Annotated in this window: 19 protein-coding genes; 16 read left to right on the top strand and 3 right to left on the bottom strand. The window is 58.8% G+C overall.

From position 1 onward, the window contains the following. Position 1: 1 nt before the first annotated feature. The 13 genes from HDE80_RS08580 (at position 2) to HDE80_RS08640 (ending at position 14030) form a co-directional block, all read left to right on the top strand. Positions 2-955: a hypothetical protein gene (locus tag HDE80_RS08580; protein WP_184669870.1), complete on the top strand. Its 954-nt coding sequence runs from the start codon at positions 2-4 to the stop codon at positions 953-955. Continuing rightward, a complete protein-coding gene (locus tag HDE80_RS08585; RefSeq protein ID WP_184669973.1) occupies positions 942-1874 on the top strand; it encodes a GNAT family N-acetyltransferase in 933 nt (310 codons plus the stop codon). Before HDE80_RS08580 ends, HDE80_RS08585 begins: the two co-directional genes overlap by 14 nt. Next, positions 1874-2986 carry a DegT/DnrJ/EryC1/StrS family aminotransferase gene (locus tag HDE80_RS08590; protein ID WP_184669872.1) on the top strand — a complete coding sequence of 371 codons (1113 nt, stop codon included), beginning with the start codon at positions 1874-1876 and terminating at the stop codon, positions 2984-2986. Before HDE80_RS08585 ends, HDE80_RS08590 begins: the two co-directional genes overlap by 1 nt. After that, the gene (locus HDE80_RS08595) at positions 2983-4236 is read left to right on the top strand and encodes an O-antigen translocase (protein WP_184669873.1); all 1254 of its coding nucleotides are present in this window, start codon (positions 2983-2985) and stop codon (positions 4234-4236) included. The genes HDE80_RS08590 and HDE80_RS08595 overlap by 4 nt, the downstream gene beginning before the upstream one ends. Beyond that, a complete protein-coding gene (locus tag HDE80_RS08600) occupies positions 4236-5186 on the top strand; it encodes a glycosyltransferase (RefSeq protein WP_184602182.1) in 951 nt (316 codons plus the stop codon). The genes HDE80_RS08595 and HDE80_RS08600 overlap by 1 nt, the downstream gene beginning before the upstream one ends. Then, positions 5183-6373 carry a hypothetical protein gene (locus tag HDE80_RS08605; RefSeq protein WP_255483638.1) on the top strand — a complete coding sequence of 397 codons (1191 nt, stop codon included), beginning with the start codon at positions 5183-5185 and terminating at the stop codon, positions 6371-6373. Before HDE80_RS08600 ends, HDE80_RS08605 begins: the two co-directional genes overlap by 4 nt. 9 nt (positions 6374-6382) lie before the next feature. After that, positions 6383-7222 carry a Wzz/FepE/Etk N-terminal domain-containing protein gene (locus tag HDE80_RS08610; RefSeq protein ID WP_184669874.1) on the top strand — a complete coding sequence of 280 codons (840 nt, stop codon included), beginning with the start codon at positions 6383-6385 and terminating at the stop codon, positions 7220-7222. Positions 7223-7506: 284 nt separating this feature from the next. After that, entirely contained in the window at positions 7507-8322 is an 816-nt protein-coding gene (locus HDE80_RS08615) for a class I SAM-dependent methyltransferase (RefSeq protein WP_255483639.1), read from the top strand. Between the two features lie 4 nt (positions 8323-8326). Next, entirely contained in the window at positions 8327-9556 is a 1230-nt protein-coding gene (locus HDE80_RS08620; protein WP_184669875.1) for an amidohydrolase family protein, read from the top strand. Then, positions 9556-10284 (top strand): class I SAM-dependent methyltransferase, encoded by a 729-nt coding sequence (locus tag HDE80_RS08625; RefSeq protein ID WP_184669876.1) that lies wholly within the window; start codon positions 9556-9558, stop codon positions 10282-10284. The genes HDE80_RS08620 and HDE80_RS08625 overlap by 1 nt, the downstream gene beginning before the upstream one ends. Then, entirely contained in the window at positions 10281-11795 is a 1515-nt protein-coding gene (locus HDE80_RS08630; protein WP_184669877.1) for a radical SAM protein, read from the top strand. The genes HDE80_RS08625 and HDE80_RS08630 overlap by 4 nt, the downstream gene beginning before the upstream one ends. 4 nt (positions 11796-11799) lie before the next feature. Continuing rightward, positions 11800-12936 (top strand): glycosyltransferase family 4 protein, encoded by a 1137-nt coding sequence (locus tag HDE80_RS08635; protein WP_184669878.1) that lies wholly within the window; start codon positions 11800-11802, stop codon positions 12934-12936. Beyond that, on the top strand, positions 12933-14030 hold the full coding sequence (locus HDE80_RS08640) for a glycosyltransferase family 4 protein (RefSeq protein WP_184669879.1): 1098 nt from the start codon (positions 12933-12935) through the stop codon (positions 14028-14030). Before HDE80_RS08635 ends, HDE80_RS08640 begins: the two co-directional genes overlap by 4 nt. 25 nt (positions 14031-14055) lie before the next feature. Here the strand turns inward: HDE80_RS08640 and HDE80_RS08645 are convergent, their stop codons facing one another. Both HDE80_RS08645 and HDE80_RS08650 read right to left on the bottom strand, forming a co-directional pair. After that, a complete protein-coding gene (locus HDE80_RS08645; protein WP_184669880.1) occupies positions 14056-15279 on the bottom strand; it encodes a nucleotidyltransferase family protein in 1224 nt (407 codons plus the stop codon). Beyond that, the gene (locus HDE80_RS08650) at positions 15254-16765 is read right to left on the bottom strand and encodes a radical SAM protein (protein ID WP_184669882.1); all 1512 of its coding nucleotides are present in this window, start codon (positions 16763-16765) and stop codon (positions 15254-15256) included. Before HDE80_RS08650 ends, HDE80_RS08645 begins: the two co-directional genes overlap by 26 nt. A 442-nt stretch (positions 16766-17207) precedes the next feature. Here HDE80_RS08650 and HDE80_RS08655 point away from each other — a divergent pair, with 442 nt between their 5' ends. Next, the gene (locus HDE80_RS08655; protein WP_255483640.1) at positions 17208-18152 is read left to right on the top strand and encodes a serine kinase; all 945 of its coding nucleotides are present in this window, start codon (positions 17208-17210) and stop codon (positions 18150-18152) included. 160 nt (positions 18153-18312) lie between these two features. Continuing rightward, entirely contained in the window at positions 18313-20055 is a 1743-nt protein-coding gene (locus HDE80_RS08660) for an ABC transporter ATP-binding protein (RefSeq protein WP_184669886.1), read from the top strand. Positions 20056-20071: 16 nt separating this feature from the next. Here the strand turns inward: HDE80_RS08660 and HDE80_RS08665 are convergent, their stop codons facing one another. Next, positions 20072-21253: an alginate lyase family protein gene (locus tag HDE80_RS08665; protein WP_221437479.1), complete on the bottom strand. Its 1182-nt coding sequence runs from the start codon at positions 21251-21253 to the stop codon at positions 20072-20074. Positions 21254-21710: 457 nt separating this feature from the next. On the opposite strand from HDE80_RS08665, the gene HDE80_RS08670 reads away from it, so the two are divergent. Then, on the top strand, positions 21711-24529 hold a 2819-nt coding region (locus tag HDE80_RS08670), incomplete at its 3' end, for an autotransporter-associated beta strand repeat-containing protein (RefSeq protein ID WP_184669888.1).

Consider the following 24529-nt stretch of genomic DNA (forward strand, 5'->3'; position numbering starts at 1 on the left):
GATGTTCGATTGGACCAAGAAAGGGCTGGTGTTCGAAACCGCGCGACATGGCGTGGGTGGCTGGATGTATAGCTCGGCGCTTACGCCGACGCCATATCGTGTCGATGACGACCTCATACGTGTTTACGCGGGATTTCGCGATATCGACGGCGTCAGCCGTATCGGCTACGTCGACGTACGGGGAGACAACCCTGCAGTCATCGTGCGCGTTAGTGCCGAGCCGGTGCTGAACATCGGCCGAGGCGGATGTTTCGATGATAACGGGGTGATCCTGGGCGACATCGTTGACGCGCCCGGCGGCCTGCACATGTTCTACGTCGGCTTTCAGCGCGTTGCCAAAGCCAAGTTCCTGGCATTTACCGGGCTGGCGGTTTCCAGCGATGGCGGAGATCATTTCTCACGCGCGTGGGAAACACCCATCCTGGATCGTGCGCATGGTCGAAGCACCATTGGCGCGGTGCATTCGGTCATGCGCGAAAACGGTCGTTGGCGAATCTGGTATGCCGTTGGCGATGACTGGGAAATCATCGGTGATCAGTCCTTCCCGCGTTACCACATACGCTACGTAGAGACGGACGATCTCCGGGCAATACCCCGCGAGGATCATGTCTGTCTGATTCCACGTGGCAGCGAATATCGAATCGGTCGGCCGCGCGTATATCGACTCGGCGGCAGGTATGTCATGTATTTCACGCGAGGCAATGCCAATGGCGAATACTTTCCTGGCCTTGCGTATAGCGATGACGGTATCCGCTGGGAACGCCATGATGAGGCGCTGGGCATGACGCTGTCCGCCAGCGGATGGGATTCGCAGGTTATTTGCTATCCGTCGCTGATCCGCCAGCGCGACAAATTGCTGATGTTCTACAACGGCAACGATATGGGCGTGGATGGATTCGGCGTGGCCGAGGTCAGCAATGCCCTCGTCGATGGTGCTGCAGATGCTCACGGTTAGAGCCTACGCCCAGGCCGATGCGAACGCTTGGGATGCGTTGGTCGAGCGTTCCAGAAACGGCAATCTGCTGCATCGTCGCAGCTACATGGATTATCACGCCGATCGCTTTGTCGACCGATCGCTGATGGTCGAGCGGAATGGCGAAGCCGTGGCGGTTTTTCCCGCGAATATCCAGGACAACGTGGTGACCAGTCACGGCGGCCTGACCTATGCCGGACTGATCACAACCCAGGCGCTGCGCGCCGAGTCGACGCTGGCCGTGTTTGAGCAGATGGGTAACCACTATCGAACGCTAGGCGTAGAACAGGTCATCTACAAAGCCGTGCCACATGTGTTTCATGCCTACCCGGCCGAGGAGGATCTGTATGCCTTGCATCGACTGGGAGCGCGCCTGAAGCGCCGAGACATCTCCTCGGTCATTTCGTTACGGGAAAGCTTTCACTTTACGCAGGGCCGAAGGCATTCGGTCGACAAAGCGAGAAAGGCTGGCATCCGATTGCAAGTGGGGGCAGACCTGACTGCTTTTCACGGATTGCTGTCGGAGGTGTTGCGCAAGCACGACGTGCAACCAACTCACAACTTATCGGAGTTGTGCCTGCTGAGAGACCGATTTCCGCAACAGATCGTGCTCCATGAAGCTCGCATCGGGGATGACTTGCTGGCGGGTGTCCTTGTTTATGATTTCGGCAGGGTAGTGCATACCCAGTACATGGCGGTCTCGGAGAAAGGGCGACAGCTGGACGCGCTCAGTCTTCTGTTGGCGGAGCTTATCGGCAGCACTTACGCCGAGAAACTTTATTTCACGTTCGGCATATCGAGCGAACAGGAAGGGCGCGTGCTCAACGGTGGCCTGATCGCGCAAAAGGAATACTTTGGCGCCCGTGCCGTCGTGCACGATTTTTACGAATGGGTACTTTGATGGACGTCCCATTCCTCAACGTCAGGGAAGTCAATGCACGATATGCCGATGAGCTGAAAGCGGCGGCTGCGCGGGTCATCGATTCGGGCTGGTATGTGCTCGGCGATGAACTTGAGGCCTTTGAACGGGAGTTTGCCGCGTATTGCGGCGTACGGCATGCCGTGGGTGTGGGCAATGGGCTAGATGCCCTTTCGCTGATCTTGCGTGGCTACAAGGAGCTAGGCGCTCTCGAAGAGGGCGACGAAGTCATCGTGCCTGGCAATACATTCATTGCCAGCTTTCTGGCTATTACCGAAAACCGGCTCGTCGCGGTTCCCGTCGAGCCTGATCCGGCAAGTTTCAACATGGCCCCGGCTTGCGTGGAGGCTGCCATCGGGCCACGCACACGCGCCATCATGGCCGTCCATTTGTACGGCCAGCTGGCTGACATGCCTGCGTTGGTCGCACTGGCACAGCGGCACAAACTGCTATTGATCGAAGATGCGGCCCAGGCGCATGGAGCGATGAGTGGGGGACGCAAAGCCGGAGCATTCGGAGACGCCGCCGCTTTCAGTTTTTTCCCTACCAAGAATCTTGGTGCGCTCGGTGATGGCGGCGCCGTGGTAACGGACAACGCGCTGCTGGCAAAAAGGATTGCAGCGCTGCGCAATTACGGTTCCGACGTGAAATATCACCATCTTTTCCAGGGTCTCAATTCACGCCTGGATGAGATGCAGGCCGCCCTGCTGCGCGTGAAGCTCAGGTATCTCGATGAGGACATTGCACGACGTCGTCGCGTGGCGTGTCGCTACCGAGAGGGCATTCTTCATTCACACATCGAGTTGCCGGCCGTGGCGCGGGAAGAACAGCACGCATGGCATCTCTTCGTGGTTCGTTGTCCATACCGTGACGCTCTGAAGCATCACCTGCAGGCGCATGGCATTCAAAGCCTGGTGCATTATCCGATACCGCCGCATCGGCAACCGGCCTATGCCTGCCTGCGGGAAATCCATTTGCCGCTGACCGAGCAATTGCATGACGAAATACTGAGTCTCCCGATGGGACCGACGCTAAGCGATGACGCCGCGGATCGCGTCATCGATGCTTGTCGGACGTTCGAGTGTCACGCGTGAACATCGTCCGCAGCGGTTTCTATACGGCCATCGGTACCGCGGCGCGGTTGCTGGCGGGTCTGGTCGCTATCAAACTGGTGGCATCGTTTGCCGGTCCCGAAGGCGTAGGCAAACTGGGTCAGTTCATGAGTCTCATGTCGTTGCTGGCCGTGCTTGCCGGTGGCGGAATAAGTGCGGCCATCGTCAAGTACGTTGCCGAATACCGCAGTGATCCGCAACGACTGTCGCGCCTCCTTTCCGCAGCGCTTTGGTACGCACTCTGTGCATCCAGCCTCATGGGATGTGTGGCTCTGCTATTCAGCCGGCAGATCGCTCTCTGGCTTCTGGGCGACCCGGGTTACGAAGGCCTGATTCGCGTACTCGCCGTGGCTCAGCTTGGCATTGCGCTCGTTAACTACATTCTCGCTGTGATCAACGGCTTCATGGATGTACGCCGGCTGGCTTTTATCCAGGTGCTGGGATCGCTGGTCGGCACGGTGATGATGGTCTGGCTGTCCCGCTGGCTTCATCTGTACGGTGCCTTGTTGGCTCTTGTCGTAAGCCAGGTCTTGTGGCTCGCCTTCGGTTTGCCTGCATGGTGGCGAAGTTCGTACTTCCGCCGACGCCTGCTGCGAATGCATTTCGACCGTGAAATGACCATGCGGCTCGCGACGTTTTCGGTGATGACAATCACCTCTGCGCTGCTGCCTCCCTTGATCAATATCGCGGTTCGCGATCACCTCGCTCTCCAGTTCGGCTGGGAGCGGGTCGGCTACTGGCAAGCAGTGAGCAAGGTGTCGGATGCCTATCTGCTGTTCCTTACCACAGCCATCAACATCTATTACTTGCCCAAGCTTGCATCGACCCATGAGCGTGCTTCGTTGATACACGAGCTGCGCAATGCCTACCGGTACATATTGCCAGTCGTCGTTGTTCTGGCAGCAGCGGTTTATCTCTTCAGGGGTATGGTGACACGTTTGTTATTCAGTGAGAGCTTTGCATCTGCCAACGCGCTGTACGGCCCGCAATTGTTGGGCGACGTGATCAAGATCGCCTCCTTCATTCTTTCCTACATGATGCTGGCCAAGGCCATGACACGGTTGTTCGTGATATCCGAGTGCGTGTTTGCTGCCAGCTATCTGGCGCTGGTCTATCTGTTCACCATGCACTTCGGCCTCATCGGCGCCATGTACGCCTTCCTGGTGAACTACCTTTTCTATCTCGCGTTCAATGTGCTGGTCGCACAACGTTACCTGAGGGCGCTGAGATGATGGCCGATGATGTATCGCTGAACACGGCAGCGATGCCGCTGGTCTCCGTGCTGATACCGGCCTTCAACCATGAGCGTTTCGTACAACGCTGTCTCGATAGTGTGTTGGAAGACCCTTATCCATCCAAGGAGCTCATCATCATCGATGACGGCTCGACCGACAAAACCGCCGAACGAATTGACGATTGGGTGGCGAAGCATTGCATGGCGCTTCCGATCGAGTACGTGCGCCGTGAGAACAAGGGCGTCGCGGCAACCTTGAACGAATTGGCGGCACGTGCGAACGGAGAATTTCTACGGTTGGGTGCCAGCGATGACTATCTGCTGCCCGGTGGTCTCGATGCCCAAGTCCGCTATCTGCTGTCGCATCCGTGCAAAGGCGCGGTGATCGGTGATTCGGTCGTCGTCGATCCTTACGGAAACAAGATATACGCCAGTGGCATGTGTGATTTGCACGGTGCCAACAAACGTCTTTATCGCTCCGACGAAGGAATACGCCGCGCGGTGATCAGCCAGTGGGCCATCGGCGGTCCCGTCGCCTTGATCAGATCGAACGCACTCGAAACCGTCAATCGCTGGACTGAGGGTTTGCGTATTGATGATTGGGATTTCTTCCTGCGTCTGGCGGCGCGCGACGCGCTTGGCTTCATCGATGTCAGTGTCTGCGCCTATCGCCTTCACGAAGCCAATCTGAGCAAGACCAGAAACGTAGCAACCCGCGTCATGCATCTCGCCGAATCGCGCCAAGTAGCGATACGTTTGGAAAGCTTGTTCGAGGAACCTTACAAGACCTTGCTCAGGGCGCAGTCCCATTACATCGGTGCCAAGGTCTCGTACTGTGAGAGACGGCTTTGGCCCTTGCTGTTTCACATGATGGTTTATCTGTTGCTGCTGGTTGCCTCCAAGGTCAGGTTTCCCTCGGTAAGCCATCATGGTCTGGAGGAAGTATGAAACGCTTCCTGCGCCGCCCTTCGACCTATCTTGGGTTTCCCATTCTTCTATCCTGTGGGTTTGCGCTGCTCACGTACGATCTGCCGGTCGGTTATCTGGAAGGCGTCCTGCTGCTGGCTTCAGTGTCATTGGCCGTCATGTTGTTCGATGTACTCGCCGGAGCGTGGCTTCCCTCTAGTGCACAATTTCGTTCGCGCCACTATGCCGGTACGCGCGAATCATTCGTCGCGCTGATTTTTGCGGCTCTGGTCGTTTTGTTCTGCCTACTCGATATCTCGTTTTTCCCCATTCCGTTGCTCGACAATCCTGCCGCTTATGCCGCGATGGAAAATGGCCGCGAGCACGTCCGGCACATCTCGGACATGTGCTGGACGCTTGCTCCGATCGGGCTTCTCTGCGTTAAAAGCAAATGGCTTCGCAACACTCTCATCGCCATTAGTTTTGTATTTCCGGTGCTGGTGATCGACAGGAACAGAATCTTCGCCACCTTGTTTTCGTTCGCACTCGTTCTCGTCTTGCGAAGAGACGACGCAAAACCGTTGCCGTGGAAGGCGATTGGCTTTCTCGCCTTTTTGGGCGGCAGTGTTTTCTCGATCTTGGGTGCGCTGCGGTCAGGATCATTGGATGCTATTACGTTGCCTTTCAGCGCCATGTATCGCGCTGCTCCGGCGGGCGTCAAGTGGCTGCTGCTTTATATCAGCGCCGGCCCGTATAACTTCAGCGCGATGTTGGCCAAGCATTACTCGAACGCGAGCTTTCTTATCAATCAAGTGGTCCCCATGAGTGGCTCCGTCGCAACGGCAGGCACAGACATCCCTCTGGATGCATCGACTATCAATGTGGGATCGGAGTTCTTTCCATTCCTGCTGGCGTTTGGCCCTTTCGGCGCGATGTTTTCGATGTTCGCGTTGTACGCATTGCTGCTTTGGAGCGCGCGGCGTCTCTTTCCAACAGTCTCGTTGTTTTCCCTGCTGATTTTCTTGCGCGTTTCCTATGTATGCGTGATGTCGCCTTTTGCACCGCAGGCATTCACCTGGACGAACGTTGGCTTTATTGGCTTGTGCCTTTTGATGCAGGTTCTGGCGTCATGGCTGCCTGACCGAACAGCGCGGAATCGGGTATCCGACGGTCATGCCGATGTGAACGCGATCACCGATAGAGACATGTTTTCGCCACTTTCCCAATGAGTCAAAATTATGCAACGAGATGAGATTTATCTGATCGACATGTATCGAATTTTCGTCCGCGAGCGGCGATGGTTTGTGGGCGGGTTGGTTTTTGTCCTTGCCTGTACATTCGCGTTTACGCATGTCGTGAAACCCCAGTGGCAAGCAACCGCCTGGATACAGATCGGGCAGGTGGGGCAGGTCTTGACGGGTCAAGATCCAAAGGTTGAACCGTTGCTGCGGGTTATCGAGCGTCTGCAATTGGTGCCGTTCGAAAACGACATCATGAAAAGCATTGGCTATTCACCGACTACGCCCGAGGCACAGCTCTTTCGCGCGAGTCTGAAATTGGAGCCGTTGCCTTATGAAGGTCCTCTGGTCCGGTTAACCGTTCGTGGGAAATCGCCGCAACAGGCTCGCCAATTTGCTGAGGCAACGGTCACTCAGCTGCGGGCAGTCCACCGGCAGATTGAAGCGGTGCCGCTCGCGCTGGCTCGCGCACGTCTTGATCAAGCTCAGGCCGATCTGGCGAGTGCCGTTGCCGATCGGGACCGGTTGGTGCAAACCGCGACTTCAAAAGACAAGGATGGTACGAAAAGCGAAAGCAATTCAGGTTCTTTAGCAAGTGTACTTTTGGCCAAAAAGGACGAAGAAATTCGAGACTTGCGACAGGCAAGGGACGATCTCATCGCTCGCCTCAGTACGACGTATACCTATGAAACATCGATGATGTGGCCTGTCTATGTACCCGATAACCAGGTGTTCCCGAACATCACCTTGATGTGGGGTATCGGCTTCGTGTTGGGCGCCTGTCTGGGGGCGTTTGCAGCCATAGCGAGAAATGCAGTGAGGCGCCGGAAGCAGATGTAGTTCGCATCCATCCGCCGCGGCGGGTATGGCGGTCGAGTCATCTTTGATGAATGAGCTCGGATATTCATTCGGCACTCCACTCAACCAAATTGGCCATTTCAGGCACTCACCGACATGAGCTGACGGAAATGTCGTTAACAGCGCGGAGGCCGGTCCGCGCTTTGCAGCGAAAGTCTCGGCGAATTTAAGTGCTGCGTTTCGGTGCAGCGGAGATCGATATGAGTGGGCAGCAGGTTGAAGCTAGTCAGAAAGAGATGTCTGCCTGGAGCGTTCGCAGGCAAGGAATGGGTACACCTTTAGATGAGGGACAGTTACTCGAGACACAGCACGCTTTTGACAGCGTAGCCGCCGACTATGACGGTCCACGAGGTAATAACGAGCTGATCCAGCGCATGCGGCTCGCCATGTGGGATGCCGTGTACAGTGAGCTGCAGCCCGAATCTCGACTGCTCGACCTGGGTTGTGGCACTGGCATCGATGCGCTCGAATTCGCAAAACGAGGCCATGAGGTCGTTGCCACCGATTGGTCGCCGCAGATGGTCGAGCGCACACGGGCTCGTGCCGCGGATGCGGGTATGGAGTCGCGTGTCAGCGCGGCGCACCTTGGCATCCAGCAACTCGATAAGCTCGATGATACATTCGACGTCATCTATTCGAATTTTGGGCCGCTGAATTGCGCGCCGGATCTCGGCGCGGTCGCGGCCGAATGCGCGCGCCTGCTCCGACCCGGCGGTCGATTGGTTTTTTCAGTGATGGGTCGACTCTGTCCCTGGGAGCTGGGGCACTATGCCTTGCGGGGTCGTTTCAAGCGGGCGGCGGTACGGGCTGCGCGCGGTGCGACGGCGGTGGGAATGAATCGCCGTACGATCTGGACTTATTACTATTTCCCGCGCGAGTTCTACAGCGCGTTCGCCGAGCACTTTTCGTTGGAGAGCTATCGCGGACTGAGCTTGTTCATGCCGCCGCCTTATCTGGTGGACTACTACCGACGCCGTCGCCACTGGTGCGACCGTCTGGGACGGTTGGACGATCGCTGGGGCGCGCTGCCGCTACTTCGCGATATGGGCGACCATTTCCTGATCGTGATGCGGCGGCCCTGAGTTCATGGAACTTCTCCAAGCCGCGATGGATGTCACGTTATGCCGTGCCATCACGATGGCGCCAGACGGCCTCACTCGCGTGCCGCTGCCGATCAGGGCAGGGCGGATCGGTTCGTCGCTGGCTGCGCGGGCCTATCGATTTGATCTCCGAGAGCACCTGATCTTTCCCGGCCTGATCAATGCGCACGATCATCTGCACATCAATGCCGTGCCGCCGTTGGACGCAGGCGCGCCATTCCCCAACAGCTACGCCTGGATCAACGCGTTTCAAGCGCACTTCGAGGAGCCCGCCGTCAGTGCCGCGCTAAGTGTGCCGAAGGCTTTGCGGATGCGGCACGGCGCACTGAAGAACTTGCTCGCCGGCACAACTTGCGTGGCACATCACGATCCATGGCACCCCGCGTTTGACGCATCGGATTTTCCGGTCGCGCTGCTGCGCGATTACGGCTGGAGCTATGCGTTGGGCTGGCCGGAGTATGGCCCGCCGGCTCAGCAGAGCTTTGCCGCCACGCCAGCGGAACGACCCTGGATGATTCACCTGGCCGAGGGTACCGACGTCACCGCCCAGGCGGAACTGGCACAGCTGGACCACATGGGATGTCTGGCGGCGAACAGCGTGCTGATTCATGGCGTGGGTCTGCGCGAGCAAGATGTCGATCGCGTGATTGCCGCCGGTGCCGCAGTGGTCTGGTGTGCGGCCAGCAACCGCGCCTTGCTCGGGCAATCGCTTGATCCGCGGCGTCTGTGTGAAGCCGGCCGCCTTGCGCTGGGCACCGACTCGCGGCTTAGCGGAGCGCGTGATCTGCTCGAAGAAATGCACGGTATCGCGACTCGTGGCGAGCTCAACCACAAGCAGCTGCTGGAACTGGTCACGACACAGGCCGCCCGCATCTTGCGTCTGCCTTTGCGCGGCAGCCTTGCGCCGGGTTCACGAGCGGACCTGGTAATTGTCGAGGATCGCGGCGGCGAGGAGCAGAGCCTGGTGGGCATTCAACGCAGCCACATTCGCGCCGTGGTCCGGGACGGCATTCCATGGATCGCCGATCCGGATTTCGCCGAGTGGTTTGCGATCACCGGCATGGACCCCGTGCCAGTGATGTTGGACGGTAGACCCAAGCTGATGGCCCGGTCGCTTGCCGAACCGGCACTGGTCGCGCTTGAACCTGGGCTCGAACTGATCCCTGATCGAAGCGAGCGGAAGCATGATCTTGCCATCGAAGTTCAGTGCAGCTGATGTCACGCCTCCCGATCCTTGAACCCGCAGAGGCATACGCCTTATGGGCGCCCAGCTATCCGGCGCACGCGCACAATCCGGTCATGCAGGCGGAAGAGCGCGCCATGCTCGGGTTGATGCCGACGGAGCTCGGAGAACTTGCCATGCTCGACGCTGGCTGTGGCAGTGGACGCTACATGCTGCATGCGCTGCGGCGCGGCGCGGCGCGGGTGAGTGGCGTGGATCTTTCGCCGGCGATGCTGGATCGCGCCTGCACAGAGCTGGGTGGATTTCAGCATGACGCCAAGGTCGAGCTGATGCTGGGCAGTCTGGACGCCCTACCGGTGCCGGACGCCTCAGTAGACCTAACGGTTTGCAGTCTGGTCATTGGACATCTTGAAAGTCTGGAGCCGGCGCTGGCCGAACTGCGTCGGGTGACCCGGCCGGGTGGCAGGGTGCTGTGCAGCGACGTACATCCGATCGGTCATGCGCTTGGTTGGCTGCGCGATTTCAAATCCGCCGGGCGGCACTACGCCGTGCGACATACGCAGCACCTCTACAGCCATTGGCATGCTGCCTGTGCAGCGCTGGGGCTTGATGTCGAGCGCGTGCTGGAACCCATGCTGGATCCAGCCGACATCCCTGTCGGTGCACACTTTGATCCTGTCGCGCTCGACGTTCCCGTCGCACTGGTGTTTCAGCTGCGGCGCGCGCCCGGATTTTCCTTGGTTACCGATCGATGCCCATGACACGCCTGCCTCAAACATTGCTGATCAATCCGACCATCACTTCGCGATCGAGTGCGCGGTTTCCGCTATCGCTTCTGCATCTCGCGGCGGCACTGGATCAAAGCGGCAACAGCACGATTATCGATGGCAACGTCGACCGCGACGTCATCGGCGCAACCATGCACGCGATGGAACAGAACGCGTTCGATGCCGTGGGCATCAGCGTGATGGGAGGGCCGCAGATTGCACCATCCATCGACGTGTCCAAAGCGATACGCGAGCGCTATCCGGCGATACCGATCATCTGGGGCGGCTATTTCCCGACGCTCTACACGGACACGGCGCTGGTGGCGCCGTACGTCGATTACGCGATTCGCGGCCAGGCCGAGGAAAGCTTGCCCGAGCTGATTGCCGCGTTGACTGGCCCGGCAGTACCCGATCTGGCGAAGATTGGAAGCCTGTCGTGGAAGCACGACGGTGTGGTCATGCATAACCCGAATCGCCGTTTCACGCTCGGCGACAGCGGGCTGGTGTTGCCTTACGACAAGCTCGGCGACCCGCGGCGCTATCTGGCGCGCACCTTTCTCGGTCGCCGTACCGTCGCTCACCAGGCGGCCATTGGTTGTCGGTTTCGCTGCACCTTCTGTGGCGTTGCCGCCATGTTTGGTGGTACGACGGTGCTACCCGCCGTGGCAAGGCTCGAGCGCGACCTGCGCTATCTCAAATACGAGCTCGGCGCCGATTCCGTCCAGTTCTTCGACCACAATTTCTTCGACCGCGAACAGGACATGATCCCGCTGCTGGAAGTGATGGCGAAACTCGAGATGCCATGGTGGTGTTATGCGCGCTCGGATGCGCTACTGGGCCTGTCGGAGAGTACGTGGAAACTGGTGCGCAAGAGTCGGCTGCGAATGGCGTACATCGGCGCGGAATCGCCGAGCGGCCAGATGCTCAAGGAAATCCGCAAGGGCACGCGGCCCGACCAGACACTGGAAGTGGCTGAACTGTGTCGACGCAACGGCGTCATTCCCGAGATGTCCTTCATGGTTGCGCCGCCTGAGAACACGGAAGAAGAAACCGAGTTGACCTTCGAGTTCATCCGCGATCTCAAGCGGATCAATCCGGAGTCGGAGATCATCGTCTACATCTACACGCCGCTGCCGGAAAGCAGCAAGCACGAAAAGGATCGCAACAAGCGGCCCGGGATGGCACTGCTCGACCTCAACGGTGAACCCGTGGTTTTTCCGAAAACGCCCGAAGAGTGGATGGAGCCGCGGTGGGTCGACTACGCTTGCCACGCCGACGCGCCCTGGCTTACCGACAAGCTGCGTCGGCGCATCCTCGACTTTGTGACGGTGCTGCGCTGTCGCTTCCCGACAGTGCAGGACTTGCGGTCGCCGCCATGGACCAAACGCAGCCTCAGTGCGATGGCCAGTTGGCGCTATCGTCAGCGCAGGTACGACCGACCGTGGGAACTGAATCTGGCTAACCGACTCGTACGCCTGCGCATGCCGCAGGTATCTGGCCTCTAGATCCATGCCGGCATTGCATGTTGCACAGATCAATTTTCAGCTCGTTCCGGATGGCCTCGCACCCGGGGAAATCTTTGAAAAATGGCCTTCCATGGTCGATATCGCTGAAGTGGCCCTCTGTTCCGGAGCGCGGATTTCGGTGATCCAGGCGGCGCCGTATGCGGAGAAAATCACGCGTAACGGCATCGATTATCACTTCATCGATGTCAGTGGAAAGCTGGCAGCAACCCATCGTGGCCGTTCTTTCGCCAGTCTGCTTGATTCAATAAAGGCAGACATTTTGCACGTGCATGGTCTGCGGTTTGTCGAAGACGCATTTGCCATTGCGCAATGCCTGCCCGAGTTGTCGATCATCATCCAGGACCATGCCGACCGACCGCCGCCCTGGTGGCGGCGGTCGCAGTGGCGGCGCTGGTATACGGCCGCCTCAGGCATCGTCTTCACCGCACCGGAGCTCGCGCTGCCTTTCACCACCATAGGCATGTTCGCGCCGCGGACGCAGTTGTTCACGGTTCCCGAATCCAGCACAGGCTTTGTCATGGGCAGCAATGCCATCGCCCGCGCGGAGACCGGGCTTCACGGCAACCCCTGCGTATTGTGGGTAGGGCATTTGAACGCCGGCAAGGACCCATTGGTCGTGCTGGACGGCATAGCCAAAGCCATGCCTAGCTTGCCCGGGTTGCAATTGTGGTGTGCCTTCGGAAATGCGCCTCTGCTTGCCGAGGTTCAAACGCGTATAGAGCGCGACCGATGGCTTGCCGGGCGCGTACATCTTCTGGGATGCGTCCCGCACGCACGCATTGAGCAATTGATGCAGGCCGCGGATCTGTTCGTCTCGGGCAGCCACAGGGAGAGCTGCGGATACGCGCTGCTGGAAGCGCTGGCTTGTGGCGTGGCCCCGGTGGTTACCGATATACCGTCATTTCGCATACTGACTGGCGAGGGTTCTATCGGGGCGCTGTGGCCTCGCGGTGACGCAGGTCGATTGGCCGAGGCGCTGGTCACCACAGCGAAAAACCCGCCGACACGGCAACAGGTGCGCGCGCACTTCGACGCTGAGCTGTCATTCACCGCCGTGGGTCGACGTTGGGCTGGCGTGTATGCGCAAGTCATCGAAAACCATGCACGGAGGATACGGTGAAGCTCGCGATCGTGGTTCCCGGTGGGGTGGATCGTACCGGCGAATTCCGCGTGATCCCGGTGTTTCTGGCCCTGATCAAGCGACTTGCTCTGGTACACGAAGTGCATGTCTTCGTCTTGCGACAGGAGACCGTCGCGGATTGCTGGGAATTTGCCGGCGCCCGCATCCACAACATCGGCGACGGCTGGACTCGTGTACGCGCGATCGCAGCGATCTGGGACGAGCATCGGTCTGCACCATTCGATGTGGTCCATGCCATCTTTTCGGGTTCCTGCAGCGAGGTCGCGGTTGCTGCGGCAACCCTGATGCGGGTGCCAAGTCTGGTGCACATTGCCGGCGGTGAACTCGTTGCGCTGCACGAGATCAGCTACGGCGGAAGACTGAACTGGAAAGGGCGATTGCGGGAGGCGGTCGTGCTGCGCGCTGCGCATGCCATTTCGGCAGCCAGTGCGCCAATCATTGAATCGCTCAATGCGCTAGGACTGCAGGCGAAGCGCATTCCACTCGGCGTCGATCTCGAGATCTGGCCTCCACTCGCCCCGCGCAGGCGCAACATCGGGATGGCCCGGCTGGTTCATGTGGCCAGCCTCAACGCGGTCAAGGACCAGTCCACGCTCCTGCGGGCGCTGGGGCTCCTCGTCGACGCGAAGGTAGAGTTCCAGATGGACATCGTCGGCGTAGACACACTGCAGGGCAGGGCATATGCGCTGGCCGAACAACTCGGCCTGGAACGGTACGTGCGCTTCCTTGGCTTCAAGACGCAGCGGGCGCTGCGTCCGATCATGGAGGAGGCTGACCTGCTTGTGATGTCGTCGCTCCATGAAGCCGGGCCGCTGGTCTTGCTCGAAGCGGCTGTGGCAGGCGTGCCGACTGTAGGTACTGCGGTTGGACATATTGCAGAGTGGTCGCCGTCTGCGGCCGTGGCTGTGCCGGTGGGCGATCATGTCGGCCTGGCGAACGCGATCTGCCGAGTGCTTGCCGATGAAGAACTACGACTGCGCTTGGCTCATGCCGCGCAACGTCGGGCGATCGTCATCGATGCAGATCACACCGCTCGAGCGTTCGAGATTCTGTACCGGCAGATGCTGACTTGACTATGGCAGCGGAGCTGCGATCGTCCTAGCCAGAGGGAGGCGGAGCCTCCAACGCCGCACGCACCACGTACAGCGTATCCATCCGAGGGAGAGGGCGGGTGAGTAACGCCAAGGCGCGTTGGCCACGAGACAGCGTCACCCAGCTTTTCTCCTGGAGCCAGATCTGCGTCCGGACCAGGTCGGTGTGTTCCTTCAGGGCTTCGTCCGTAGGCCTGACGCGATTCCTGACGTAACGCCCGATATCACGAAAAGAGCGGAGCCATTCGACGCCGTGAAGCGTGTGGTGCCAGAGTTCCGAGCACGACACCTGGGTCAGGGTCTGGCGGCGCGAAACGATCTTCAGCAACGGGTGGCAGTGAGACGCGAGTCTGTCCAACACGTTTTTGGGGATGGTGTTTGCGTAATAGCGTTCGACCAGGCGCAACGGCGGCAGCGCCCACCAGGGAGCATCAACGCTGTGCGTGTCCCACAAGGAGTCCCAGTCGCTTGGCGACATGCGCGCCGACAGTCGTGCAATGTCGTTCAGATGCAGCAGGCGCAGGCTGCGGTGACAGATGTTGCCTGCGGCGTGCAGCAGCAGATGGCTCATCAAGGCACCGTCCGACGGATAAGGATTCAGGCCTGAGTGGGGTTGCCGCGGATAGATCCGCCGTGTGATGTCGACGGCCGTTACCGGTAAGCGTTCCTGGATACGCGTATGCAGTTCGATATTGATCGGAGTGTCGCGGTGTTCGCCCAAACCCACCACTGGCTCGCCCTTCGCCGGCTTGAACACATGGTGCTTCCACACGACGAACGATTCCACGTAGCCGAGCTCTTGCAGCAACTTGATCGCCCGTCCCGCGTCCTCCTCGCGGACCAGCAAATCGATGTCGGCCATGGGACGGTCGCCGGGTTCATAGAGCCGCAGGGCATGCAATGCCGAACCCTTCAGGGGAACGATCGCCAGCTCGACGGCACGGGCGTCGGTGTCGATGCGTTCCAGTAGCGCTGCAATACGTCGATGGCGATGCTCAACGTGGGCTTGCTGACTTGCCAGAAAAAACTTCCATCCCGGGTTTTGCCATTGGGACGACTTGCAAAGTAGAGGTGATACGCCGTGCGCGACGGCGGCGGCGGACGCCAACTGCCATTCGAGATCGCTCCACTCGGGTGCGGTGTCACTGGGCTGTGGAAGCGCCAACTCCAAGGCAAGCGCTTCCGTAGTACGGTGCAAACCCTCCTTAACGATTTTGAGAGAAGGCGGCATGACGCTTCACCTGGACATTGGTTTGCACCGTTGCAAGCGGTAGGGTCGGATCGTCGGAACGGTGTGATTGCTCGCTTGCAATCAGTGCATCCCAACGTGCATCAAGCGCCAGTCCAGCTTGACTGCGGAGCTCTGGTGGTTCACCGGTAGCCAATTGCTGAAACGTGACCTGCTCATGCAGCAGATCGCGGACGCTGCGGTAGAAATCCGAGTCGTAGGCGCCACGGAACATCATGGCCAAGTCGCCGCTGTCCTGCCAATGCGTCTTTGCGCCCAGTTGGGCTTTGACCTGCTCGTAGAATTTCGTTCCTGGCAGCGGATACGAAACGCTGACGCCGATATCGTCCGGAGCAGCCTGTCTGATCAGTTCGCGCGTCATCAGCAGATCAGCCAGTTGCTCGCCGAGATAGCCCAGCTGGATGAAGAATCCCACGCGAATACCGTGCTCACCCAGTCGTCCGCGTGCGACGATGAGTTCTTCGACCTTCGTGCCCTTGGTCATGGCATCCAGTACGCGCTGACTGCCGCTCTCCGCACCGATCCAGGCTTCGGCACATCCGGCCTGTTCAAGCGCATTGGCCATGCGTTCGCTGATCAGGTCAGCGCGCGTCTGGATCGTGAATGGAACGGATCCATCGGCGTCGATCAAATGCGCACCGAACTCTGCCACCCAGTCGACATGGAAGCCGAAGATGTCATCGGCCATCCAGATGTGATCAGGCTTGAACGTCCGTTTCAGATAAGTCATTTCTGCGGCCACATCCTGAGCACCACGTTGCCTGTAGTGGTTTCCCCAGATCGGCTTTGCGCACCAGTTGCAACGGAAAGGGCAGCCGCGGGATGCTGCCATGTTGAGGCTGAAGTAGCCATGCCGTTCGAGCCACATTGTCCGATAGCGTTCGATGTCGACCAGGTCCCACGCGGGGTGGCCGATCAATCGCAGATCCGGCGGTTGTACACCGATGCGCATCAGGCGAGTCTGGCCGCTTACCAGCGTAGCGATACCCGCGATATCGGATACCCAACTTGCCGCGTCGACGCCTGGGTCGCGTTCGAGCCGCCCGATCAATTCAATAAGAGCCCCAATGCCTTCGCCGATCAGGACGGCGTGAGCGCCCGCCGCAAGAAAGGCATCCGGATGATCGGAAGCGTCGGAACCCGCAACGATAACCCGGGCGCCGTGAGCGCGGGCTTCGGTAATCATCTGGCAAGCCGCCTCGCGCATGCGCCCAAGGCACATTTTCGTCAGGTAGTTGAAGTTGTCTTCGTAGATGACGACGACGTCCGGTCGCGCAGCTTGCAGTGACCCTTCATAGTCCTCTACGCCGTCGGCAAGCATCGCGTCGAAGAGTGAGACGTCGTGGCCTACTTGCCTTAAAAGTGCGGCGATCTGGATCGTGGCGAGTGGAGGGTAGGGCTTGCCACGTTCCCACTGTTTTCGGTCGTAGCTCAAAAAGTAGGAGTGGCCAACTTGAATCTTTAGCATCTCGGCGAGGCCTCGGTCGTAGCCGTGGGAATAAGCTGCAGCACGCATCGACGTCGGGCCGATCTGAAGGCTCCATCGTTCGGCGTTATGTTCTGAGGGGTGAGTGCCGCGGCGCAGCCTTTCGGTTGCCTTGTGCAGCAAAAACATTTGAATCCCTGGGCCTTGACGGCCATCCATGCGTAGCCATCGAGGCGCAGCGGCTGCCTCTCGAAAAACTCTCCGGAGAGCATGCGGCACCTACTCACGGCACCTACTCAGGGGCAACCTTTTTTCTTTGATGTCGCACACACGAAGCCAACCTATTTGGAATTCGTGCAGTGCTGCGCAGTGACATCCAGACGACTGAAACTTTTGAACGACGACGATGGCCTTGACCGCACGCCATGGCGGTCGAAAGGATGGCGCCGACCCATTTTGCGAGCGATCCGGTCACAACTTCTCTATGCGCATGCAGATTTTGGGAGGAAAGTTCCGCTTCGAAAGCACCAGCGCGTCTCTGCTTCGTCTGGTCGAGATCGCCTATGGCGGCCTGCCGCGCTATCAGTTGCCGATGGCTGTACCCGAATTTCGCATTGAATTGCGCCTTTCGCGTCGACAGGCTGTGCCGAACGCGTCCGAGCCTCCTCCCGTAGAGACGACATCGGGTGCAGGCTTTCTCTGCGGCGTCATGGACGCGTCGAACTATGTAGTCATTGCGCCCGAGCAGCATAAGGCTCTGGTGGTGGCCTCTGAAGACATGCTCAGTCGTCCTTACCACTTGCGTTATGAGCTGATCGAATTCGCGGTCTTCATTCTGGCGACACGCGGATTAGGGCTGGTGCCACTACATGCTGCCTGCGTTGGCCGGCAGGGTCGTGGAATCCTGTTGCTGGGAGCGAGTGGATCAGGCAAGTCGACGCTGGCCTTGCACAGTTTTCTGGATGGCTTGGAGTTTCTCGCCGAGGACGCCGTGCTAGTGCAACCAGAGAGCATGCTCGCCACGGGCGTCGCCAATTACTTGCACGTGCAGTCCGACGCATTGAATTTCGTCGAGGACGATAAGATCAGGCGCTGGATCAGCCAGGCGCCAATCATTCGTCGCCGCAGTGGCGTAGAAAAATTCGAAGCCGATTTACGACAGGATCATGGACGCCTCGCCGCGGTTCCGCTGCAGCTGACTGGCGTGGTTTTCGTCTCCAATCAATCGGCCGACGACCCGGATGTCTTATTGAGCGCGGTCCCCGGAGACGAAATCGCCGCAAGGCTGTCCGCCGATCAGCCCTATGCGGTCGGACAACCAGGCTGGCAACGCTTCGAACAACAGTCGATGCAGTTAGGCGTTCATCAACTGCGTCGCGGTCGCCATCCGCGAGCGTCCGTCGACGCGCTGCGACATCTTCTCGACTGATTTTCCGGATCGCTTGCGGCGGTCGCGTCGATGCAACTTTTCCCCTCTGAGATCGCACTTACCAGCATGGGAATTTTCAACCTGCGGAGAGGCGTTCTTCTGAGCCTTAAAAAGCATCAGCGAAGTCATTGTTCCGTACCAGCCGAATGAGCGCATAAACATGCCTAACGAGCCGCTGGTGCCCAACGACCTGCTGCGTTCGCTTGCGCACAGACTCAAGGGTGTCGATCTTGCGGAAACTGTAGCGTACGTCGTGCTATCGCTGGGTGCGGCATTTGCCGGCAGCTTCGCGACGGTATTTCTGGTGCCTTTGGTTCAGCCTGGCCACCCGTTGCTATTCGGCGGTAGCCTGTTTGACGCAGGTGGTAGCGTCGAAATACATGTTGCAATCTTCGCTGCCGCAACCGGCACGTTTGCTTTAATGCGTTGGCAGGCGGCGCGGTTGGGAGCGCGTCTGGTTGGCCGTTACGGTATGAGCCTGCGACGCACAGTTCACGCACGCCTGATCGACGCTCCGTTGGCTTCGCTGGCAGACTCCACATCCGCGGAAATCGCCAATGTCCTCACTTATAACGTCGAAATCATTGTTCAGGGTTTCAGTGCGCTGCAGCTGCTTCTGGTAGCCGGCGTCACATCCGCCGTCAGCCTGGGATTTGCGTTCTGGGTATCGCCGCCATTGATGTTCGGAGCACCTTTGCTGGTGGGTTTTGGGCTCATTGCATCGCGTGTCTTTGGTCACGAGCAAGCCTCGGTCAGCCGAAAGTACGTTGCAGACATGACACAGTTGTTCTGGCACAGCGAGGATTTTCCGCGACGCTTGCGTCACGTTCGTTCGTTCGAACGGGAGGACGCTGAAAAAGCAAGTTACGGCGCCATTTCCGCTCGGCTGTGCCATGGCTACGAACGTCAGCTGGAGCTCATTGCCTCCGGACGGCTTTTGCTCGAATTGCTGGCGGCGATCGGGATCGCGGTGGTCTTCGTGCTCGCCCACCGCTGGCACGGAATCGATCAGCCATCGCTCATTGCCGTGTGTTTGTTGCTCGGACGCGTGTTGCCTTATATGGTCTCGACCCGGCAGAGCTTCCAGCAGCTGCGTTCGGCTGCCCCGGCATTCGAGCTTTGGCAGAGATACATGCGTCTGGATTCAGTCCGATTGCCTGTTGCACCGTCGTGCACGGCGACTTCCGTCAGTACGCTGCACATCACGCGAATGCGGCTGAGGCCGCCATCAACCGGCCTCGATGTGGGTGATCTGGTTTTGGTACCCGGCGAACTGACTCTTGTTTGTGGTGACTCCGGCATCGGAAAGAGCAGCCTCGTCGATGTCCTGGCAGGCATGATGATTCCCGAGGATTTTGCGGCACGCGTCGGCGAACGGCAGATCGATTTTGACGAGTACCGCGCACTCGTGCGAAATGGAGCTTATGTCAGCCAGAATGTCCGACCTTGGCAGCATTCCGTGCGCGAATGTCTGCTGTGGGCTGCGCCCGAAGCCTCCGATGAGATGTTGCTGAGTGCGCTGATGGACGTCGGTCTCGACAATCGATTGGCCGGCTCGCGTCATGGACTCGATACAACCTTGCACAGCTCTTCGAGCCGGCTTTCCGGTGGTGAGTTGCAGCGGTTGCTGCTGGCACAGGTCATTCTGCGACAGCCCTTTCTGGCGTTGCTGGACGAAGCAACGAGCGCGCTTGATACAGCCTCCGAGATAGCGGTCCTTTCAGCAATAAAGCATCGTTTGCCACAGACGATCTTGATCGTGGTCTCGCATCGGACCAGCGTGGCGGCGATCGCGGATCAGTGCCTGACCATTGGCAATGACCGCATCAGAACGGCTACGGTGAAAGCTGACTCACCGCACGCGGCACCCTTATTTGGTTCGTCGAATCGCCTTAAATCGTAATGACGCGATTCCATTGCTATTTCAAGGTGAAGGTCAGAGTGCCGTAGCCAAGCTGATCAAAGCCACCGCTATTCGGTCCATAGTTGCCACCGCCACCCTCGGGGCGCACCTTGTTAGCCCACGTAGTTATATATGGCGCATCAAGGCCCTTCAGCACCACATAGTGATTGTAGAAAAGCTCCCACGTCGGGCGGGTGGCGCCCCTTCCCATATTGGAGATGACGTCCTGTGTGACGTCACTGTTGGCGTACGTAGTGTATGGAACGTCATAGCCAAGGTTGTACTTTGCGATGTATTCAACACCTTTCAGGATACGGTTATCGTCATAACCGAAAAGGTCATCGTGCTGATTCCAGGCCATCTGGCTTAGCACGCCAAGCTCGGAGACATCGAGCGTGCTGTGACCTTGATCGCGTCCGCTTTCCTGAGTCTGCGCAAGACCATCCGGGTAGATCTTCCACACCATCTTGTCTATGGCGCCATTGCCCTTGCCATGCTTGAAGTAGTCGACCGCCTCGTCATAGATGTCGCGTCGATCTGTAAGGATGCCAATGGCCATCATGGAGTCCAGGTTGCACAGGTCCCAGTTGGCCCAGTAGTGGTCGATCTTCGCGCCGTTATGGTTCAGCAGAAAGTCGTGATTCATTGAATAGAAAACGTCGAGCATCATCTTCTTGAAACGATCGAAATCACGCGCTGGCCATTTCCTGTAGGTGCGCATGATCTCTGCCGCATTGGCAAATTCATAACCGTAGAGGCCAGACGCCAGGTATTTGTCTGAGGTTCCATCGATCTTGGTCAGCGTGTTTGACCAAGCATCCAGGATGCCCACGGCTTTGTCGGCATAGGCGTCGTCGCCACTCACCTTCCAGCGCAAAGCGAGTGCGTAAGCAGCGGCAGCGTCGTTAAACAGCGCAGAGTAATTTTGCGGATAATTCCCGATCTTGCCTCGATAGACGACGTCGACGGGGTGTGGTGTCCAGCTCAAGGAGGCATGCGGGTTCTTGATAAGCATGTCCCACCCGGCCAGCCACGGCTGCGCGCCTTGTGCAACCTTGGTTTTCATCCGCTCGAAGTCAGCCTGAGTATGCAAGGCGCCAGGGTGAACGAAGGACTGTGCCAGTACAGAAGGTGCGCTCAGCACGGTCATCATCACAACGCCGAAATAGCAAGCGATAATCTTGAATGGAAGATTCAATTTTCAGCTCCGTCTTGTAAGAGCTATTTGCATTCCCCGGATGCTCGCGTAGAAGCATCCGGACAAAGTCGAAGAAGGTCGCGAATGTATATGTCAGTACATGACTGAGTAATGACGAGTCACGAATCGATGCCAGGAGCGGCCCACTTCTCGTTTCAGCGTTTTTGAAAATCGAAGCGACATCACGGCAGATGAAACTCTACTTCGGGCTGGCTGGAATTGACGAGAGCATCGCAAATTGGGAAAACATGAATCGCCATACGCGATTTCATAATTGTTGCTGATCTTTTGACATCGCAGGATGCGCCAGATCGATGCTGGGGGCATCGCAAACAATCGCTGGATAAAGGCAGGCTCAGGGGTCTTCGGACCGAGGTCGTGCTTCTTGATGCATTGGCTTGCCGCGTGAAGCCCCTAGACATCTTCATTTGAGAAATCTAGGTCAGGGGACAAGCAGATGAAGCACGTTGTCGGTGTCGGCAATAACGGTCGTTGGCTGAGAGAAAAGCCTGGCCAGGGCGAGCCCGCTAGAAAGCGACTCGTGGTGATGCTTGGCATCGCGCTGGCTGCTACCAGCGTCGACGCATTCGCACAGGTCACGGCACCCAGCGCCGGTGGTGACATCACCAGCCTGGTCACAGCAAATGACGACATTTCGCTACAGGGTGGCAACTACACCGTCAACTTGCCGACCGGTGTCACTACCTACAGCGGCCTCATCTCGGGTACGGGAACGCTAACAGTCGATTCGCCCAATGGGGCCTCGACGCTCGTCCTTACCCAGACACCGACCTATACGCTGCCCGCCGCGCAAAAAACGCAGACCACCTACTACGACTACGTCAACTTTCTGCCTGTTACCTACGACGGCCTGACCAGCCCGAACGTCTTCCATGGCGGTGTCACCGTCGTCAGCAATCCAGATCCTGCGTCGCTGACGATCGGCAACAACACCACGCTGCAGCTTGGCAATGCCACAGCAAATAACGTGACGTTGAACAACGATATCCTCGACAACGGCACGTTGCTGTTGAACGAGGGCAGTCGCACCAACCAGGGAGGGATCATCAGGCTCGGCGGAACGGTCAGCGGTAGCGGCGGCATCACGGTGCTCAGCCCGGGCGGCAATGGCGGTATAGGTCTGTCTGGCGTGAACACGTATACGGGACCCTCGCTCTTCCTGTCGGACGGCGCCAACGTCGGCGGCGACCACGCGTACGCAAGCACCCCCGATACGGATTTTATTGTTATCAAGACTTCGTATCTGCCAGAAACGCCCGTGCCAGTGCTGGGTCTGCCGGGCAAGATCGATATCACCCAAAACATCTGGGAGGTCTATTACGAAAACGACATCAATCTCGATGCCTATACCGGCCTCGTCATGTTTCGCGGGGTCTACAGCTACACCGACTCCGGCGACGATGACAATCCGAGCTTGAGCAATCCCAAGCTGAATTTCACCTCGTTGCCCGGTAATGCCTCCGAACGCGGGGTAAACATTGAAGGCTCGATCGTGCAGTTCGGCGATGGCACGACCAGCCAGATGTTCATCTCCGGCAATGCGGATAACACCTATATCAACCTGCACAACAACGGCATTCTCGGGTTCGACTATAACGGCACAACCACGCTCAATACTGCCATCGGCGGTGGCCAATACTTTGGCTCACTCAGCACGCCCGGTATCGGCGATATCGTCATCACCGGCAACGCGTCCAATGCCAACCACGTGATTTTTACCCAGGGCGAGTATTACAACGGCCTCACCCAAATCGATGCCGGCACTACCCTGCAGCTCGGCGACGGTACGCAAGGCGATGCCAGCGGCACGCCGGGCCAGGTTGGCTATTACAACAGTTCCGGCGGCAACAGCAGCCTGCTCACCGCTGACAACGCCAATGGTTTGAGCACGGATCGCATCACCGATAACGGCACGCTGATTGTCGACAACACGGTCGGTGCCGTCGATGGCATCACCGCTGTCTCGCTCTCCAATATCGGCGGCAGCGGTTCGCTGCAACAGATCGGCAACCTGCCGCTCACCTTGCTTGCCAACACCACATACACCGGCGCCACGACGATCGGTGCCGGCAGCACACTGTATCTGGGCACTAACAGCAGTGGCGTTGCCGGCAGTATCGCCTCCAGCAGCGGTGTCGCCCTGACCGGTACCGGTGCCACGCTGGATATCTCCCAGGCGACCGCGGAGACATTGCAGGATCTCAGCGGTGCAGCTGGAAGCATCGTTGCTCTCGGCAGTCATGCCTTGACCGTCGGCACCGCGGACTCCACGGTGTTTGCTGGCGCCATCACGGATGGCGGCATCGGCGGTGGCAGTGCAGGCAGTCTGATCAAGGTCGGCAGCGGCACGCTGGTGTTGAGCGGTGCCAATACCTACACCGGTGGCACCACGATCAGTGGCGGCATGCTGCAGCTAGGTACGGGCAGCAGCAGCGGTAGCGTGCTGGGCGATATCGTGGATCAAGGCACTCTCGCTTTCGATCGCTCCGATAACGCCATCTTCAGCGGCGTGATTTCCGGCAGTGGTGGTCTGTTGCAAGCCGGTAGCGGCACTACGGCGTTGACCGCCGTCGATACCTACACGGGCACCACCGAGGTCGCGTCCGGTGATTTGCAGGTGGACGGCACGATCACCAGCGACGTGCAGGTCGATGCGGGCGCGACACTGTCAGGTACCGGCCAGGTGGGCGGCATCAACGTCTTTGGCAACCTGCTGATCGGCGATGCGGCCGCCGCCGCGAAAGTGATGTCGGCCACGCGTACTGTCACCTTCAACCCCGGCTCGCAGTTCCAGATCTATATCGATCCCACCGGTGCGCACAGCTTGCTGCAGATCAACGGCAGCGCCGTGCTCAAGGGGGGCAATGTCAGCCTCAGCGCGGCAGCCGGTACCTATACGGCGAATCAGTCGTATCAGATCCTTGCCGCCACCGGTGGTGTCACCGGCACATTCAGTGGGGTGCTGGTCAACAGCCTCAACCTGACGCCGACGTTGAAATATCAAGCCGACGGCGTGTATCTGGTGCTGGAGGCGGCTAACGCCGGTAGCACCGGGTCATCAGGGAGTGGGACAACATCGTCAGGAAGTGGGACAACATCGTCAGGGAGCGGCACGGCGTCGTCAGGAAGTGGAACAGTGACCGTGCCCACGGGCACCGCATCCCTGACACCGTTGTTCCCGTGTTCGCAGCTGACGCTCAACCAGTGCCATACCGAGCGCGCACTACAAATGATTTCGGCTCAGCCACCGACAGC

Origin of the sequence: Rhodanobacter sp. A1T4 (assembly GCF_014207185.1) — a bacterium.
Classification (GTDB): domain Bacteria; phylum Pseudomonadota; class Gammaproteobacteria; order Xanthomonadales; family Rhodanobacteraceae; genus Rhodanobacter.